The 16,180-nt window shown below is 68.2% G+C and carries 14 protein-coding genes; 6 read left to right on the forward strand and 8 right to left on the reverse strand.

Features of this window, described 5'->3' with window-relative positions; translation table 11 throughout:
- Positions 1-52 precede the first annotated feature (52 nt).
- From BJ980_RS12635 to BJ980_RS12650, 4 genes are all read left to right on the forward strand, one after another.
- A complete protein-coding gene (locus BJ980_RS12635) occupies positions 53-997 on the forward strand; it encodes a 1,4-dihydroxy-2-naphthoyl-CoA synthase (protein WP_179502617.1) in 945 nt (314 codons plus the stop codon).
- A 150-nt stretch (positions 998-1,147) separates the two neighbouring features.
- On the forward strand, positions 1,148-1,546 hold the full coding sequence (locus BJ980_RS12640; protein ID WP_246280282.1) for an Imm1 family immunity protein: 399 nt from the start codon (positions 1,148-1,150) through the stop codon (positions 1,544-1,546).
- A 227-nt stretch (positions 1,547-1,773) separates the two neighbouring features.
- Entirely contained in the window at positions 1,774-2,037 is a 264-nt protein-coding gene (locus tag BJ980_RS12645) for a type II toxin-antitoxin system Phd/YefM family antitoxin (RefSeq protein WP_179502619.1), read from the forward strand.
- Entirely contained in the window at positions 2,037-2,477 is a 441-nt protein-coding gene (locus BJ980_RS12650) for a PIN domain-containing protein (protein WP_179502620.1), read from the forward strand. Before BJ980_RS12645 ends, BJ980_RS12650 begins: the two co-directional genes overlap by 1 nt.
- Before the next feature lie 206 nt (positions 2,478-2,683).
- Here the strand turns inward: BJ980_RS12650 and BJ980_RS12655 are convergent, their stop codons facing one another.
- Positions 2,684-3,634 (reverse strand): class II glutamine amidotransferase, encoded by a 951-nt coding sequence (locus tag BJ980_RS12655; RefSeq protein WP_179502621.1) that lies wholly within the window; start codon positions 3,632-3,634, stop codon positions 2,684-2,686.
- Positions 3,635-3,820: 186 nt separating this feature from the next.
- Between BJ980_RS12655 and BJ980_RS12660 the strand changes: the two genes are divergently transcribed.
- A complete protein-coding gene (locus tag BJ980_RS12660; protein WP_179502622.1) occupies positions 3,821-4,507 on the forward strand; it encodes a Sir2 family NAD-dependent protein deacetylase in 687 nt (228 codons plus the stop codon).
- A 24-nt stretch (positions 4,508-4,531) separates the two neighbouring features.
- Here the strand turns inward: BJ980_RS12660 and BJ980_RS19035 are convergent, their stop codons facing one another.
- Positions 4,532-6,010 (reverse strand): GNAT family N-acetyltransferase, encoded by a 1,479-nt coding sequence (locus tag BJ980_RS19035; protein ID WP_246279966.1) that lies wholly within the window; start codon positions 6,008-6,010, stop codon positions 4,532-4,534.
- A 108-nt stretch (positions 6,011-6,118) separates the two neighbouring features.
- Positions 6,119-6,724: a YceI family protein gene (locus BJ980_RS12675; protein WP_179502623.1), complete on the reverse strand. Its 606-nt coding sequence runs from the start codon at positions 6,722-6,724 to the stop codon at positions 6,119-6,121.
- Positions 6,725-7,102: 378 nt separating this feature from the next.
- On the opposite strand from BJ980_RS12675, the gene BJ980_RS12680 reads away from it, so the two are divergent.
- Complete coding sequence (locus tag BJ980_RS12680; protein WP_179502624.1) at positions 7,103-8,071, forward strand: alpha/beta hydrolase; 969 nt, start codon at positions 7,103-7,105, stop codon at positions 8,069-8,071.
- Positions 8,072-8,252: 181 nt separating this feature from the next.
- On the opposite strand, the gene BJ980_RS12685 is transcribed toward BJ980_RS12680, so the two are convergent.
- From BJ980_RS12685 to BJ980_RS12705, 5 genes are read right to left on the reverse strand one after another with little or no spacing between them, the layout of a single operon-like run.
- Complete coding sequence (locus BJ980_RS12685) at positions 8,253-8,807, reverse strand: GNAT family N-acetyltransferase (RefSeq protein ID WP_218855501.1); 555 nt, start codon at positions 8,805-8,807, stop codon at positions 8,253-8,255.
- Positions 8,808-10,934, reverse strand: coding sequence for a penicillin acylase family protein (locus BJ980_RS12690; protein WP_179502625.1), 2,127 nt, complete (start codon positions 10,932-10,934; stop codon positions 8,808-8,810).
- Between the two features lie 4 nt (positions 10,935-10,938).
- On the reverse strand, positions 10,939-13,287 hold the full coding sequence (locus BJ980_RS12695; protein WP_179502626.1) for a GNAT family N-acetyltransferase: 2,349 nt from the start codon (positions 13,285-13,287) through the stop codon (positions 10,939-10,941).
- Positions 13,284-14,660: a lysine N(6)-hydroxylase/L-ornithine N(5)-oxygenase family protein gene (locus BJ980_RS12700; protein WP_179502627.1), complete on the reverse strand. Its 1,377-nt coding sequence runs from the start codon at positions 14,658-14,660 to the stop codon at positions 13,284-13,286. The genes BJ980_RS12695 and BJ980_RS12700 overlap by 4 nt, the downstream gene beginning before the upstream one ends.
- Positions 14,657-16,117, reverse strand: coding sequence for a pyridoxal phosphate-dependent decarboxylase family protein (locus BJ980_RS12705; protein ID WP_343047803.1), 1,461 nt, complete (start codon positions 16,115-16,117; stop codon positions 14,657-14,659). The genes BJ980_RS12700 and BJ980_RS12705 overlap by 4 nt, the downstream gene beginning before the upstream one ends.
- Positions 16,118-16,180 lie beyond the last annotated feature (63 nt).

Below are 16,180 nucleotides of genomic sequence, written 5' to 3' on the forward strand. Positions count from 1 at the left end.
TCAACAACAGCACGGGGCGCGCAGCAATTCCAGCGCCCGATAGCCTGCGCCCATGAGTGCGATCGACGGAGTCTCCGAAATCTTCGATGCCGAGGCTTGGGACGTGGTCCCCGGCTTCGAGGACCTGACTGACCTGACCTATCACCGGGCCAAGGCGCACGGGACGGTCCGGGTCGCCTTCGACCGGCCCGACGTGCTCAACGCGTTCCGGCCACACACCGTGGACGAGCTGCTGCGCGTCATGGAGCACGCGCGGATGTCGGCTGATGTCGGATGCGTGCTGCTCACCGGCAACGGCCCGTCGGCCAAGAGTGACAAGTGGGCGTTCTGCACCGGTGGCGACCAGCGGATCCGAGGGCGTGCGGGCTATCAGTACGAGGCCGGCGCTGCTGGTGGCACCGACACCGGGGCGGAGGAGCCCAGCCCGATCGACAAGGCCAAGCTGGGCCGGCTGCACATCCTCGAGGTGCAACGGCTGATCCGGTTCATGCCCAAGGTCGTGATCTGCCTGGTCAACGGCTGGGCAGCCGGCGGCGGCCACTCCCTGCACGTGGTGTGCGACCTGACGCTGGCCTCGCGCGAGCACGCGCAGTTCAAGCAGACCGACGCGGACGTCGGGTCGTTCGACGGCGGCTTCGGCTCGGCGTACCTCGCCCGCCAGGTCGGGCAGAAGTTCGCCCGCGAGATCTTCTTCCTGGGCGACGTCCACTCCGCCGAGGACATGCACGCGATGGGTGCGGTGAACAAGGTCGTCGCGCACGCGGACCTGGAGAAGGAAGCGCTCGAGTGGGGTCGCAAGATCAACGCCAAGTCCCCGACCGCGCAGCGGATGCTGAAGTACTCGTTCAACCTGATTGACGACGGCCTGGTCGGCCAGCAGCTCTTCGCCGGCGAGACCACGAGGTTGGCGTACATGACTGATGAGGCCGTGGAGGGGCGTGACCAGTTCCTCGAGAAGCGTGAGCCGGACTGGTCGGAGTTCCCCTGGTACTACTGATTCGGCGCGTTTGTGCAGGTCAGAGGCCTAATGGGTGCCCGTGCGTGGCAGATGCGTGGCAAGAATCGCGATCGAGCGTCCGCTGAGGTCGGATTGCTGGGTTGGATTCGGCGCAACGGGTTCATGCGGATTCATCGGGCGTGCGGGAGCATGAGCCGGTGCTGCGCCAACTGGGGAACGTACGCTGGCTGGTCTGGCGAGCGTGATGTTGCGACTGGTGATGAAGCCAGAGCGCTCTGCGGCGAGATTGAGTCGAACGACGACTCGGGTCGAGTTCTGGTCGGCTTCACGAACGAGCGAGGGCACTTCTTCGCCATCGGCCTTGGAGCTGATGAATCGTGCGTCATGTTCTGGGAGTCTGCCGAGCCGCCCTACTTCCAGAGTCGAGGAACGGGATCGGCAGATGAGCGGATTGACTTCGCGTACGACGGCCAGGAGACCGAGCTGCCTAGCAGTGTGCTGATCGGTCGTGAGCTGGCAGTCGCCGCGCTGATGGAGTTCGCGGACTCTGGGCGCCGCCCTGACTGCGTCGCTTGGGACGAGACCTGACAGTCGTGAGTGCAGATTGTGGAATCGTTCGAGCATGACGCTTGTGATCCCTGGTATTGGCACCCTGACGCAAGACGGGGACTGCTTCTTGACCGAGCTCAAGGTGCAGGTTGCGTTCGCGCTCGAGTAGTCGGATCGATGGGCGTCTGGCGGCGCGCGAGGAGCGATGACGCGGCCAACAGCACGTGGTATTGTGTACACATTGGTTACACAATCGAGGAGGCGTGATGACCGCGACGCACGTGGGGATCCGGGAATTCCGGGCGGGGCTGTCCGACTTCGTGGACGCTGACGCGCCTGTTGCCGTGACGCGTCACGGGCGCACGGTCGGCTACTTCATCCCAGTCAAGGAGGACCGCGCGGCCGATGCCGCAGCTCTCCGTGCGGCCGGCGAGAAGCTCGACGCGCTGCTCAAGCTCAGTGACGACGACGTCGACGCGGCGGTCGAGGACTTCAAGCAGCTCCGACGCGAGGCCAAGAAGAAGGCGTAGTGGCACAGGAGCGGCGACTGGTCCTCGACGCGAACATCCTCATACGCGCTGTGCTCGGGCGCCGCGTTCGCCAGATCATCGAAACCCACATCGAGCACGCTGCCTTCTTCTCGCCCGACGTTGCGTTCTCCGATGCCCAGCGGCACCTACCTGACATCGTGTGCAAGCGTGGTGGGGACGACGAGGCGGTCGCAGCGGCGCTCGAGCTCCTCGAGGCCGTTTCTCGGAATGTCGACGAGGTCGAGGCCGAGGTTTACGCGGCGCACCGTGCGGCCGCCTTGGCGCGCATCGAGCGGCGCGACCCCGACGATTGGCCGATCTTGGCGACAGCGATGGCTCTGGACTGCCCGGTCTGGACCGAGGACAACGACTTCTTCGGAACCGGCGTCCCAACGTGGATGAGCGACCGAGTCGAGCTCTACCTCAAGGCGACGGAGTAGGACGCTGGGGACGGTGTGATGCGTGGCAAAAACGTGGCAGGAGGATCGTCGGAGACCGTCAACGACCAACGCCGCCAAACACGTTTTCGCAGGTCAGCCCCACAACGCCGTCATTGATCAACGACGACCGCTGAGCGTGCCCGGCTTCCCCTGGTACTACTGACCTGCAGCCCGGGGCGCCGCACGCCAAGCCCGGGCCCAGCGCCCTACGTCTTCAGCTTGTTGACCTGCATCGTGATGTCGTCGCCGTTCTTCTCGACGAACACGATCTCGCCGAACTCCAGCTGCAGCCAGCAGTCGGTCTCCTCCGTCAGCGGCTCGGAGGCAAAGATCACCGAGGTGGCCTCCTCGGCGGAGGTCACGTCCACGTTGTACGACGACTCGTGCTCCGCGAAGTTGCGTCCGACCAGCAGGTACATCGGCTCCAGGAGCATGCCGAGAGCCAGCTCCGGGGTTCCGGGCTCGGCCGTGCGCAGCTCGCGCCAGTCGCCCTCCGGCTCGGGCTCGCCGTTGTGCCCCAGACCGAAGTTGACCCCGATGATCCGGTTGGGAGCGACCAGCGCGATCTTCAGCTTGGTCAGCTCCATCAGGTCGAGCTTCTTCCTCGCATCGACGATGAGCTCCAGCATCCTCTCGAAGGCGCGCTGCACGTCCTCGTCGCTGTCCCCTTCGAGCAGGGACAGCAGGAGAACGTAGAGGAACTCGGTGTCGGTCGTGCCCCGCATCTGCTTGAGGAACTCGTCCTTGCAGTGCTGCAACAGCTCCCGCTGCAGGATCATCCAGTGCGTCAGATCGCCGTTCTGGGCAATGATCCAGTCAGTCCCGGCGTACGAGTAGGGGTGGCAGTTCTCGTCGGCCAGAACCGTCTTCGAGTTGTAGGCGGCCGCCCTGACGTGAGCCAGCATCGTGTTGATCTGGAGGCTGGGAATCAACCCGTCGACGTTGTCGTCATAGAACGCCGCCATCGGCCGGTGATAGAGCAGCGGCGCCTCGGGGTTCAGCAGGTGCTCGCCCCATGCGCCGAAGCCCCAGCCCGCCAGCTGGAGGTCGGGATGAGCCTCGGGATCAAGGGACTGGTTGATCAGGCTGTTGGCCGGTTCTGTCAGCAGGCTGGCCAGCGGGATCTCCGGACCGATGTAGGCAAGAACGCGACACATGAGACTTCCTCACTCAGGGGGGATGCTGCATGGACATTCACCTGACGCCGACTTGCGTGGTGCCCGAGCGCTGTGGGTTCGCCACGGCCCGTTGCCCCCCGGATCAGGAATCTCTCCACCCTACGACCGGGTGGTGAACCTGTGGGCCGCGTCACCGCCGCCACTGTCGCCGCTTAGGGTGTCGGGGTGAAGATCGTGGTCCTGACCGGCGCCGGCATCTCGGCGGAGAGTGGCGTGCCCACCTTCCGTGACTCCGACGGTCTCTGGGAGGGACACAACGTCGAGGACGTGGCGACGCCGGAGGCATATGACGCACGCCCGTCGTTCGTGCAGAAGTTCTATGACGAACGGCGAGCGTTCCTGTCGAAGGTCGAGCCGAACCCCGCCCACGTGGCGCTCGGCCGGCTCAGTGAGCTGCTCGGGTCGGACCTGACCCTGGTCACCCAGAACATCGACGACCTGCACGAGCGCGGCGGAGCCCACGACGTGGTGCACATGCACGGTGAGCTGCTCTCGGCACTCTGCCGCGCGTGCACCGGCCGTACGCCGTGGCACAAGGAGCTCAGTGACTTCCCGCCTTGTCCGCGGTGCGGGGTCTCCGAGCTCAGGCCGGACGTGGTCTGGTTCGGGGAGATCCCCTATGAGATGGGTCGGATCCAGGCGGCGCTCATGCGTGCGGACCTGTTCGTCTCGGTCGGCACCTCGGGCGCGGTCTACCCGGCCGCCGGCTTCGTGCAGATGGCCAAGGCGTGCGGCGCCAAGACGCTCGAGCTCAACCTGGTTCCCAGCGACGGTACGGCGTTCTTCGACGAGGCCCGCCACGGATTGGCCGGCGAGCTCGTTCCCGCCTGGGTCGACGAGGTCATTGCCTGATCGGCTCGACTGCTCGACACCCAGTCAGAGCGTGAGCGCCCGATTCACCCAGGTCGACGAGACGACCATGCCGACCTTCTCGTAGAGCCCCAGTGCACCGGTGCGTGAGTCGGTGCTCAGCTCGGAGCGGGTGGCGCCATGGGCGCGGGAGTGCTCGAAGGCATCGGCGAGCATCGCTTGGGCCAGTCCGAGGCCCCTGTTGCCCTTGCGTACGGCGATCCGGTTCACGTAGCCGCAGTCGTCGGCGAGCACGATGTGGCAGGCGCCGACGATCTCGCCATCCGGCCCGACCAGCACCCGCAGGTTCCACGGCTGGTGTCCGGGTCGGTCCACGACGGAGGCGAGGAAGTCCTCGAACGGTTCGCGTGGCCGCTCCGACCACTCCAGGAAGGCGTCCTCGAGGACGGTCCAGGCGTCTCGGAGGTCCTCGTCCAGGGCGTCACGCAGGACATGGCCCTCGGGCAACGGGCGCTCGGGGATCGAGGCACCCGGAGGCAGCACGAGAATCCACGACGTCCAGCGGACGACGTACCCGCGCTCGGCCAGGAACCGGTCTGCGGGAGAGCCCAGCGGCACCGGCATGCCGATCACCGCGGCTCCGGCCGAGCGGCATCGGTCCTCAAGCCATTGGGCCAGGAAGGTGCCGATCCCGCGGCCGTGGACGCCGGGGTCCACCGCGGTGTCGCCACGATCGTGGCCGGAGTGCTCGGCATAGCCGAGGAGGCGTGGCCCGTCGAAGACGCCGATGGTGGCGGTGGAGATGTCGAAGCTGGGGCGTTGCCAGTCGGCGACGATGTCGGCTTCCTCGATGGCCACGGTGCCCGTGTCGGCAAGCTCCTCGGCAGCCATCACGGCGGTGACGGCGGTCGCGTCGGCGAGTGTGAGGGGTCTGGTGGTCAGGCCGGCCGGAAGATTCATGTCCTGATTGTCCGAGGATTCCTGCCGACGCGCACCCTGCTTTTCTCCGGACTGCTCGACGGTGGCCCGCAGGTCGTCCCGCAGGTCGCGTCGCATGGTGACCCGGGGCCAGGCGTCGAGACCGCGTGCGGCTTCATGGTCACGGATCGTGCGGAGTGCTTCGGTGGCGTGGTCGTCGGCCACGACCTCGAAGCCCAGGCGCTCGTAGTAGGGGGCGTTCCATGGCACCTCGGCGTACGTCGTCAACGTGAGCGCAGTGAGGCCGAACCCGCGGGCCCAGGTGGCCACGACCTCGATCAGGTCTCGACCCAAGCCTTGGCGTGCGTGATCGGGGTGCACCGAGACCTGCTCGACGTGGCCGGTGTCGTCGAGGACCTCCGCCATGACGTAGGCGACGGGTCTGTCCTGTGCGTCGACGCTCACCCAGATCCGTCCGAGGTGCTGGGCGGCGAGCAGGTCAGCGATCGGCGGTGGGGCGTCGTCGGCGATCGCGTCCATGCCGACGGTCCGGAAGACGGCGCCGGCCGCGACCTCGATCACTTGAAGTGCGGGCAGGTCCTCCATCCGCGCCTGTCGGAACGCCATGCGCCTGAGTCTGGGGCGTCGGTCTGCGGATCGCACTCGGTTTTCCGTGGGAAATGCAGTACGCCGACCCGCAGGCTGCGGGTCGGCGTACGGGTGGAGCAGGGAGACTCAGGCGTTCTTGATGGCCGAGACGTCGAACTTGAGCTTGATCTTCTCGGAGACGAGCACGCCGCCGGTCTCGAGCGCGGCGTTCCAGGAGAGGCCCCAGTCCTTGCGGTTGACGGCGAGCTCACCCTCGAAGCCCACGCGGACGTTGCCGAACGGGTCCTGGGCGGAGCCGGTGAACTCGAAGGGAACCGTGACGGGCTTGGTGACGCCCTTGATGGTCAGGTCGCCGGTGACGGCCCAGTCGTCGCCGTCGCTCTCGACCTTGGTCGAGGCGAACGTGATGGCCGGGTGGTTCGCGACGTCGAAGAAGTCCTCGCTGGCCAGGTGGCCGTCGCGGTCGGCGGAGCCGGTGTCAACGGAGTCAACGGCGATGGTGAGCTCGGTCTTCGAGTTGCTCGGGTTCGCAGCGTCGATGGTTGCGGTGCCCTGGAACTCCTTGAAGGCGCCGCGGACGGTGGTGACCATCGCGTGGCGGGCCTGGAAGCCGATGTAGGTGTGGCTGGAGTCGATGGTGTAGTCGCCCGAGATGTCGGAGAGGGCGGTGGTGCCGGCGTCGAAGACGGGCTCGGCGGCGGCGGCGTTGTTCTTGCGGCTGAAGATGCTCATGTGGGTGCTCCTTGGGATAGATGTCTTTTTGGGCTTCGTTAAATCTTCAACTACACGCTAGGTGGGATCATTCCCCAGATCCACCCGGCTTGGTGTGATCCGGGTCACATCCGGCTGGAGTCCTCGGCCTTTGCCCTGGTCCTAGGATCGCGCCGAGTCGGCAGTTGTTGACGCCCGCCCCGATGGCTCACGGCCATCGCGGCGACGCCGACGGATGTGGCCAGTGAGGGACTTTCGCTCACCACCATTGGGAAAAGTCGGAAAAGGTTGTGCGACCGACTTTTGGGTAAAGACGTGACGTGGGCCATACCCGCGTCGTACGCTCGCCCAACGCTTGATGGCCGGTCCGAAGCTCCGTGGCAGTGGAAGGTGAGGCAGATGATCAAGATCCACGCCCGACGCAGCGTCAGGTCCCTGGCCATCGGCGCGGCAGCAAAGACCATCGCCCGCCCCGCGTTCGCGTTGTTCCCCGCCACCGGGCCGCTCACGCCGCTGCTGCACTGCGTCGAGCTCGGCGCCGGGCTGGCGCCGCGGAACAAGGCGACGCGTCTGGAGCGCGTCGCCGGTGATGGCTGGACCGGCGAGTTGGTCACGCCTCGCGGTGGTCGTCCGGGCAAGGGCGCGATCGTCTACTTCCACGGCGGCGCCTTCCTCTTCTGCGGACTGGCCACGCACCGCCGGATCGTCGAGCAGCTCTCCTTGCGGACTGGCATGCCGGTCCTCTCAGTGGCCTACCGGCAGCACGGCCGAGGTTTGGTCGACCAGAGCATCGCCGACTGCGTCGACGCCACGAACTGGATGATCCGCCGCGGCTTCAGCGCCGAGGAGCTGGTCCTCGCCGGGGACTCCGCCGGCGGACACCTGGCCTTCGCGGTCGCACTCGAAGCCACCGCGCAGGGCATCAACCCGGCCGGCATCGTCGGTCTCTCGCCCTGGCTGGAGTTCGACAACACCGAGCGTCGCAACCACCCCAACTTCCGACGCGACCACTACATCCCCTCGCGTCGCCTGGACGCGATCGCGCGGATGGTCACCGGAAAGCCGATCCTCGACCCGGCGATGTCCCCCGTGAACCGCGACCTCGCCAAGTTGCCGCCGGCACTGATCACCTGCGCCGCCGACGAGGTCCTTCGCTTCGACGCCGAGCTGATGACCGAGCGGCTCACTGCGGTCGGCGTACCGGTCCGCACACACGTCTTCGAGGGTCAGGTGCACGCGTTTCCGGTGCTTGCCGACCTGCTCCCCGAGAGCAGCAAGGCCGTGGACCTGGTCGCCGAGTTCGTCACCGAGCGGGTGGCTGCCTCGGCTCCGCGCCGGCTCAGGGCTGTCACCGACCTCGCCGTCTGACGCAACTTTCGCGCACACGCGGCGCCGAGTCGGCAGTTGTTGACGCCAAAGTTGGTCAACAAGTGCCGGGTCGGCGAGCTGGGGCGTCAACAACTGCCGACTCGGCGGGGGTTGGGGCGTCAACAAGTGCCGGGTCGCGGGGTTGGGGCGTCAACAACTGCCGACTCGGCGTAATCGGGGGTCAGGGGGTGGTGGCCCAGGCCTCGCGGGTCAGGAAGGCGAACTGCGCGGTCTTGTCCGGCAGTTGCGCGACGTGCGCCTGGTCGGCGCCGATCCGGCCCAGCACCGCGATCGACTTCGCATTGCGTACGTCAGGCTCCAGGACCACCCGCTGGTGGCGCGGGTCGGTGAACATCCAGCGCGGCAGGAAGTCGAGAAGGGCCGCGGTGAGCCCCGCGGGGCGCGGGCCGGGGGCGAGCAGGAGGTGTACGCCGACGTCGCCGGGTCGGCGGTCGTAGAACTGGCCGATCTCGTCGACGAACGGGTCGTAGGTCTGGAACAGCGCCCAGGGCGTCCCCTGCCATGAGGCCAGGTAGGCCGCGAGGTGCTCCTGCTCGTCGATGTAGGAGTAGATCTCGCCGACCTCCTCGGCCGACTTCTCACGCATCCCCCAGAACTCGGCGCGCTCCTGGGTGACCCAGGAGTGGATCAGTGCGACATCACGCACCGGATCGACCGGGGTCAGCGTGATCTCGTCATCGACAGTGGTCATCGACGGGGTGGCGGGGATGCTCACTCAGGGCTCCTGGTCAGGGGTCAACTGAAGCAGGGCACCGGTGTGCCAGGCCGCGAACTGGTCGGTGCGATGCGGACTGTCGGGAGCCTCGTGGGCACCGAGCGGCACCGCCCAACGGCTCTGCGCGCGGTCGGCGAGGTCCCACACGAAGCGGGCCACCGGCCCGCGCACGCAGAGATCACTCCCGGGCACCCAGCTCATCGCGGCGACACTGTCCATGTCGCCGGGCAGTGGCTCACCGCTCACGGCGAGGGGCTCGTCGGGCAGGCCGAACTGGGCCGCGCCGGTCAACGGCGTGAACCGGTGCCGCTCACCCCACGAGGTGTGCCCGCCCGCGGTCTCGACCGCAGCGGCAACGGCCTCGAGCGACTCGCGCAGCAACGCGCCCACGTCGATGCCGATCGACGTAGCGTGCTCGAGCAGCTTGGGCAGCGACTGACCGACCCGCGTGGCCAGGGCCAACCAGGGGCGGTACAGGGCGCCGTACGCCGTCCCGTCCGCAAGGTCGTCCGCGAGTGTGGCCAGGACCGGGTGGGCGCAGAGCCGGTCGGTGAACTCGGAGCGCAGCGCCGTGAACGCGGCCGCACCGAGCCCGTCGACACTCATCTCGCGGTCCCAGCCGGCCAGCACCTGCTGGAGCTCGGTCGCCCCCTCGCCCAGCCCGGTGGTCTCCGCGACCGCGGCGAGCAGCGACTCACCGCCCAGCTGACGAGCATCGAGCAGCGGGGTGATCGCGTCGGTGGCCGTGAGCGGGCCTGCCGCGTCCAGCAGCTCGCGGATCCGGTCCGCGCGCCACGACGCGGCGAAGTGGCTGGCCACCACCGAGAACTCCTCGGTGGCCCGGTCGTTCGCGCTCACGACGCGGCCGGTCTCGCCGGGACGGACCACCGGCAGCGTTGCCCAGCCGGTCCACTGGTGCTCGCTCGAGGAGGCGGGTACGACGCCGAACAGGTTGTCGATGTGGCGCTCGGGCACCCGACCGGCGACGCGGTGCACGACCGTTCCCTCGGTGTCGGCGATGACCCAGTTGTTGACCGGCTCCACCCAGTGACCGATCGCGGCCTCCACGTCGGCCACCTTCTTCGCCCGCAACAGCGGCAGCAGGGCCGCGAAGCCCAGGTCTCCCAGGTCGTGGGATGCGGTACGCAGGCTCAGGGCCCTTGCTCCACAGGGAAGTGGCTCCGAGTCCACGCCACCGAAGACGACCGGTCCGCGGGCGGTGACGATCACCTCGACCTCGCTCGGCCGGTCGGAGTCGTCGTTCTCGTCCTCGGGCCAGTGGTCGTCGGGCCAGTCCTCGTCGTCGTCATCGCCGAACCCCAGCTCGCCGCGGACCCGGATCTCCTCCACGAACGACTCGGCGGCCTCCCACCCATCCGGGCCGAGCGCCTCGACGCCGCCGGTGGGGGTACGCCGCAGCTCCTCGGCGTACAGGTCCTGGTAGTCACCCATCGCGTTGGTCAGTCCCCACGCCACCGAGCCGGTGTGCGCAAAGTGCTGCACGCCGGGCACGCCGGGGAAGCAGAAGCCCACGACGTCGAACTCGGGGCAGGACAGGTGCGTCTGCAGATAGACGTTGGGCGCCTCGAAGATCCGGTGCGGATCGCCGGCGATGATCGGGGCACCGGATGCGGTCCGCGCCCCGGTCACCGCATAGGCGTTGCTGCCCGAGACCGTCGGCGGCGCGACCGAGATCGCGCGCAGCCCGTCGGTGCCGAGCCGGTCGGCGATCGCTTGGCGCCACAGCTTCGACGGGAACGACCCGAAGTGGATCTGCTGCACCAGGAAGACCCCGCACGGGGACCACGGCATCCAGCGCCGCTCGCGCAGGGTGGCGTTGATGCCGTCGGTGAAGGCGACCAGGAACTCCTGGGTCTCGGCGTCGAGCACGTCGTAGGCCCGCTGCGCGATCGCGTCGATCCGCGCCTGGCGCGCGAACCGGTCCCACTCCAGGCCAGCCGGTCCCACCCGCTCGGCGGTGCGGCCCTCGCTGCGCAGCCGTTCGAGCTCGAGCTGGGCAGGGCGGGACGTGGCCTGCTCCGCCCCCTGGGCGAACGCCAGCGCGCCCAGTGAGTCGGCGCTGATGTGCGGGATGCCGTGCTGGTCGTGGAAGACATGTGAGCTCACCGGATCAGCCAACCACGTCCGCGGGCGACCAGCTCGGGGCCGCCGGGTTCTCCAGTGTCCCGGCAAAGATCAGCGAGGACGACTGGTCGGCGAGATCGACCATCTGCAGGGTGTTGCGCAGTTGCAGGCGGTTCAGGCAGCTGTGCCGGAACTCGGGGCGCAGCAGGTCCTGGCGCGCGGCCGCCTCGGCCAATTCCGGGTGATCGGCCAGGTGGTCCTCGATGCACTCGCGCACCAGTCCCCAGAACGACGCCTGGGGGAGCGTGCCGTCCCCGTCCAGGATGGCGGACAGGTGCCGGAGGAAGCCGTCGAAGACGTCGGTGTGGATGGACAACGACTGCTCCTCGAGCGGCACCTCGGCCCGGATCCGCTCCACCGCCGCCGGCAGCGGGCCGTTGCCGAGGACGGCGACCTCCTCGCCGATGTCCTTCATCAGCAGCCGCACCGGCACGTCGTCGCGGAGCACCATCACCAGGTTCTCCCCGTGTGGCATGAAGACCAGGTCGTGTGCCAACAAGCAGTGCACCAGGGGTCTCAGATAGGCACGCAGATAGCTGCGCACCCACTCGGTCGGCGTCAACGGTGAAGCGGTCACCAGTGCCGCGACCAGCGAGTTGCCCTTGGCGTCGCGGTGCAGCAGCGAGGCCATCGTGGCCAACCGCTCACCCGCGGCGAGCCGTCCGCCGGAGAACGGGCTCTCGCGCCACAACGCCGCCAGCATCTTCTGATAGGGCGAGGTGAACCCCAGCGCATGGAAGGCGTCGCCGGTGTAGCCGATCGCGGCCCACTCGCGCAGCACGCCAAAACCACGGGCTTGCAGCTCCTCATCACCCTGGACCAGCTCGTGCACCCAGTCGTTGATCTCCGGGGTGCCGGCCATGTAGCGGGGCGACAGGCCACGCAGGAACCCCATGTTCTGGATCGCCAACGCGGTCTTCACATAGCTGCGTTCCGGCTGCGTCCGGTTGAAGAAGGTCCGGATCGACTGCTGCGCGCGATAGTCGTCCTGGCTCTCGCCGAGGAACACGATGTCGCGCCGCGCCACGTCGGGAGCGAACGTGATCGTCACCCGGTTGGTCCACTGCCACGGGTGCAGCGGCAGGTAGAGATAGTCCGCCGGTGACAGGCCCAGCTCGGTCAGGACCCCTTCGAACTGCTCCAGCCTGGCCTGCCCGAGCTCGGCGCGATAGAGGTTCGCCTCGTCCAGCCCGGCACTCAGCGAGAGCCGGGCCGCGGACCGGCGTACGGCAACCCAGACCAGGCGGACGTCACTGCCGGTCTCCGGCGCATAGGCCGCGAAGTCGTCGCTGCCATAGCCGATCCGGCCGTTGTTGGCGACGAAGGACGGGTGGCCCTCGGTCATCGCGGCCTCGATCGCCTGGTAGTCCGCGCCGAGGAGTTCCTGCGCGCTGAGCACGGAGTTGCTCAGCTTCCACGCGGCGCTGGCCAGGGTGCTGGCGAGCTCCTCGAGATAGGTGGGCAGCAGGGCGTCCGGGATGCCGAGCAGCACGGCGAACTCGACGATGAACTCCTGTACGTCGAGCGGGCGCGGCGCCCCGTCGACCGTGCGCACCACCGAGGCCGGGTCGAGGACCCAGTGCTCGAGGGCGAACCGCTGAGCGGTGAAGTCGTACGTCGACTGACCGCCCGGGCTGGTGAGCCGCCACCCCTGCTGTGTCGCGCGCGGTGCGAGCAGTCGCTCGTGGCTGAACTCCGCGATCGCCTTGGCGACCAGGGCGGCCTGGGCACGCTCGAGGTTCTCCGGGTTCAGGTGATCGGCGGCCGCGGGGACCGGGCGGGGCGTCCGGTCGCCATCCCGCTCCCGCGACGCGGCGAACGCCTCGCGGGTGCAGAAGGAGAGCGCGGCAGTCTTGGAGTGCAAGGGAATCTCGCGCGCCACCACGAAGCCAGCGGCTGCATTGAGCGCGGCGATCTTCTGGTTGCGCACGTCCGGCTCGACCACCACGCGAGTCACCGACGGGTCCTCGAAGCAGAACTCCATCACCGAGGTGAACACCCGGGTGGTGAATCCCGAGACCGGGGCCGAGGTGGGTGCGACCAGGACGTGCATGCCGATGTCGCCGGCGCGGAGATCGGGCAGGCCGGCCAGCTCCGAGTGCTGCGGGTCGTAGGTCTCGGCCAAGAATGCGGGCTCACCGTCGACGCGGCCCAACCACGCGTGGTGGTGCGGGTTGGCGGCGATGGCCCCATATTCGACGGCGACCTCGGCGGGCGTGGTCTCGCCCATCATCCAGTAGACCGAGCGCGGGTGGGTGACCCATTCGTGGAGCAGGGCGGCGTCGCGCTCGACGTCCACCGGCTCGAAGGTCACTCGCGGTTCGTGGGCGCTCATCGGTCTGCTCCCTGTGTCCTGCGCAGGTGATCGGGTACGCCGAACTCCTGGAACGCGATCCGCTTCTCGACCGGGTAGACCTCGCGTCCGGTCATCGCGGCGATGATCACCGAGTTGCGATGGGCGCCCATGCCGAGGTCGGGCGCCACGAAGCCGTGGGTGTGCTCCTCGGCGTTCTGCACGAAGATCTCGTTGCCCGAGGTGAGCTCGGAGTCGATCGCATAGGTCGGCGAGGCGACGAAGCGGCCGTGGTCGTCCCAGGTGATCCGCTCGCGGATCGGGGCGAGGAACTCCGGCACCTCGCGGCCATAGCCGGTCGCGAAGACAACGCCGCCAGTCTCCAGGCTGAAGTCCTCGTCCTGCTCGACGTGGTGCAGGTCGAGGCGGATCCCGGCCTCGGTCCGCTCCGCGCCGGTGACCGCGGTGTTGGTGACCAGCGTGGTCGCGGTGCCGCCCTCGACCTCTCGACGATAGAGCTCGTCGTGGATCCGGTCGATCAGCTCGGAGCTGATCCCCTTGTAGAGCGCGCGTTGCTCGCGCAGCAGCGACTCACGGGTCTCGGCGGGTAGCGACTGGAAGTAGGCGGTGTACTCCGGCGAGGTCATCTCGAGGGTGAGCTTGGTGTATTCCATCGGGAAGAACCGGGGTGAGCGGGTGACCCAGTTGAGCGCATAGCTGTGGTCGTCGATCTCTGCGAGCAGGTCGAGATAGATCTCGGCCGCGCTCTGTCCGCTGCCGACGATGGTGATCGACTCGAGCCGTTGCAGGGCGGCCTTGCGGGCCAGGTAGTCCGCCGAGTGACAGGCGTTCTCGCCGAGGACGCCCCGCGCCACCTCGGGCACCCACGGCTGGGTCCCGGTGCCCAGCACCAGGCGACGCCCGCGGTGGACCTGACCGGAACCGGTCGTGACGACGTACGACGTGGAGTCGTGCTCGATCCGCGCCACGGGGGAGTCGAAGTGGACCGAGTCGAGCTGCTCGGCGACCCAGCGGCAGTAGTCGCTGTACTCCTTGCGCAGCGGATAGAACGACTCGCGGATGTAGAACGGATAGAGCCGCCCGGTCTGCTTGAGGTGATTGAGGAACGACCAGCGCGAGGTCGGGTCGGCCATCGAGACCAGGTCAGCCAGGAACGGGACCTGGAGGGTGGCGTCGGCCAGCAGCATCCCGGGATGCCACTCGAAGCTGGAACGGGCTTCGAGGAAGATGCCGTCGAGGTCCTCGACCGGGTCGGTGAGCGCGGCCAGGCCGAGGTTGAAGGGGCCGAGACCGACTGCGACGAAGTCGCGCACGGGCTCAGTGACGAAGTCGCGCACGGGCTCAGCGACGAAGTCGTGGATCGGTTCTGCGATGTCGCCCTGAGTGGTCGTCATGCTGCGCCCTCCACGCTCAGCAGGCCGGCGCCGGTGGAGCGCACCTCGTCGACGATGGCGAGGATCTGCTCGGTGGTGGCCATCGGGTTGAGCAGGGTGAGCTTGAGCCAGACCTGCCCGTCGATCCGGGTGGCGGCCACCATCGAGCGCCCTGCGGAATAGAGCGCCGAGCGGATCCTGGTGTTCAGCCGCGAGACCTCCTCGGGGCAGGCGCCGGCGGGCCGGTAGCGGAAGACCAGGGTGCTCAGGCCGGGCTCTGCGGCGACCTCGATGTCGCGGCACTGCACCACCAGGTCGTGCACCTCGCGGGCCAGGTCGATCACGGTGTCGAAGTAGTCGCCGATCTGGTCCGGGCCCATGATCCGCAGGCTCAGCCACAGCTTCAGCGCGTCGAAGCGGCGGGTGGTCTGCATCGACTTGTCCACCTGGTTGGGGTGCTCGGCGTCCTTGGGGTTGAGGTAGTCCGCATGCCAGGTGACGTGGCGCATCGTGCTGGTGTCGCGCACGATCACCGCGCTGGCGGAGACCGGCTGGAACCAGGTCTTGTGATAGTCCACGGTCACCGAGTCGGCCAGCTCGATGCCGTCCAGCAGGTGCCGGCGCCGGGTCGAGGCGAGCAGGCCGCCGCCATAGGCGGCATCGACGTGGAACCACGCACCGTGGTCCCGGCACAGCGCACCGATCGGGCCGAGCTGGTCGATGGCGCCGAAGTCCGTGGTGCCCGCGGTGGAGACGACGGCCATCGGGACCAGGCCGTCGGCCAGGCACCGCTCCAGGGCGGACTCGAGTGCGAGCGGGTCCATCCGTCGCTGCTCGTCGACCGGGACGCAGACGACCGCTGCGTCGCCCAGGCCCAGGATCCGGGCGGCCTTCTGGATGGAGAAGTGGCCGTCGACCGAGACGAAGATCCGCAGCCGTTTGGGGGCCACGTGGGCGAACTGGTCCCGCGCGAGGTGCATTGCCTGCAGGTTGGACTGGGTGCCACCGCTGGTGAAGATGCCGTCCGCACCCAACGGTTGACCCGGTGCCCCGGTGGGCGCGAACCCGATCCGCTCGGCCGTCCAGTCGATCAGGTGACGTTCGATGAAGGTGCCGCCGACGCTCTGGTCGAAGGTGTCGAGCGAGGAGTTCACCGAGGAGATGAAGAGCTCGGCGAGCAGGGCCGGGATCACGACCGGACAGTTCAGGTGTGCCGCATAGCCGGGCTCGTGGAACCAGATCGCGTCGTCGAGGTAGAGCCGGGAGAGCTCCTCGAGCGCGGGGCCCACCTCGCCCAGTGGGGAGTCGAGGTCCACGTCGGCGACGAGCTTGGCGGCCAGCTCCGGTGGTGTTCCGGTGGAGGGCCCGCGGACCTTGCCCAGGTGCTGGGTGAGGTGGTCGATGCCGGTGGTCAGCGTGTGGGCCCAGGCGTCGGCGTGGGCAGGGTGGAACAAGTGGTGCGCGGGAGTGAGGGACACCGCGACTCCTTCCGAGATAGGTAAGGCTTACCTTAGTGGAGTCGATGGCCCTGCTGTCGACCA

Origin of the sequence: Nocardioides daedukensis, from assembly GCF_013408415.1 — a bacterium.
Taxonomy (GTDB): Bacteria; Actinomycetota; Actinomycetes; order Propionibacteriales; family Nocardioidaceae; genus Nocardioides; species Nocardioides daedukensis.

What these genes read in the sequence shown, in the direction of transcription:
- BJ980_RS12635 (WP_179502617.1), top strand. Translation starts at nt 53, where the DNA reads ATGAGTGCGATCGACGGAGTCTCCGAAATCTTCGATGCCGAGGCTTGG.
- BJ980_RS12640 (WP_246280282.1), top strand. Translation starts at nt 1,148, where the DNA reads ATGAGCCGGTGCTGCGCCAACTGGGGAACGTACGCTGGCTGGTCTGGC.
- BJ980_RS12645 (WP_179502619.1), top strand. Translation starts at nt 1,774, where the DNA reads ATGACCGCGACGCACGTGGGGATCCGGGAATTCCGGGCGGGGCTGTCC.
- BJ980_RS12655 (WP_179502621.1), bottom strand. Translation starts at nt 3,634, where the DNA reads ATGTGTCGCGTTCTTGCCTACATCGGTCCGGAGATCCCGCTGGCCAGC.
- BJ980_RS19035 (WP_246279966.1), bottom strand. Translation starts at nt 6,010, where the DNA reads ATGGCGTTCCGACAGGCGCGGATGGAGGACCTGCCCGCACTTCAAGTG.
- BJ980_RS12675 (WP_179502623.1), bottom strand. Translation starts at nt 6,724, where the DNA reads ATGAGCATCTTCAGCCGCAAGAACAACGCCGCCGCCGCCGAGCCCGTC.
- BJ980_RS12680 (WP_179502624.1), top strand. Translation starts at nt 7,103, where the DNA reads ATGATCAAGATCCACGCCCGACGCAGCGTCAGGTCCCTGGCCATCGGC.
- BJ980_RS12695 (WP_179502626.1), bottom strand. Translation starts at nt 13,287, where the DNA reads ATGAGCGCCCACGAACCGCGAGTGACCTTCGAGCCGGTGGACGTCGAG.
- BJ980_RS12700 (WP_179502627.1), bottom strand. Translation starts at nt 14,660, where the DNA reads ATGACGACCACTCAGGGCGACATCGCAGAACCGATCCACGACTTCGTC.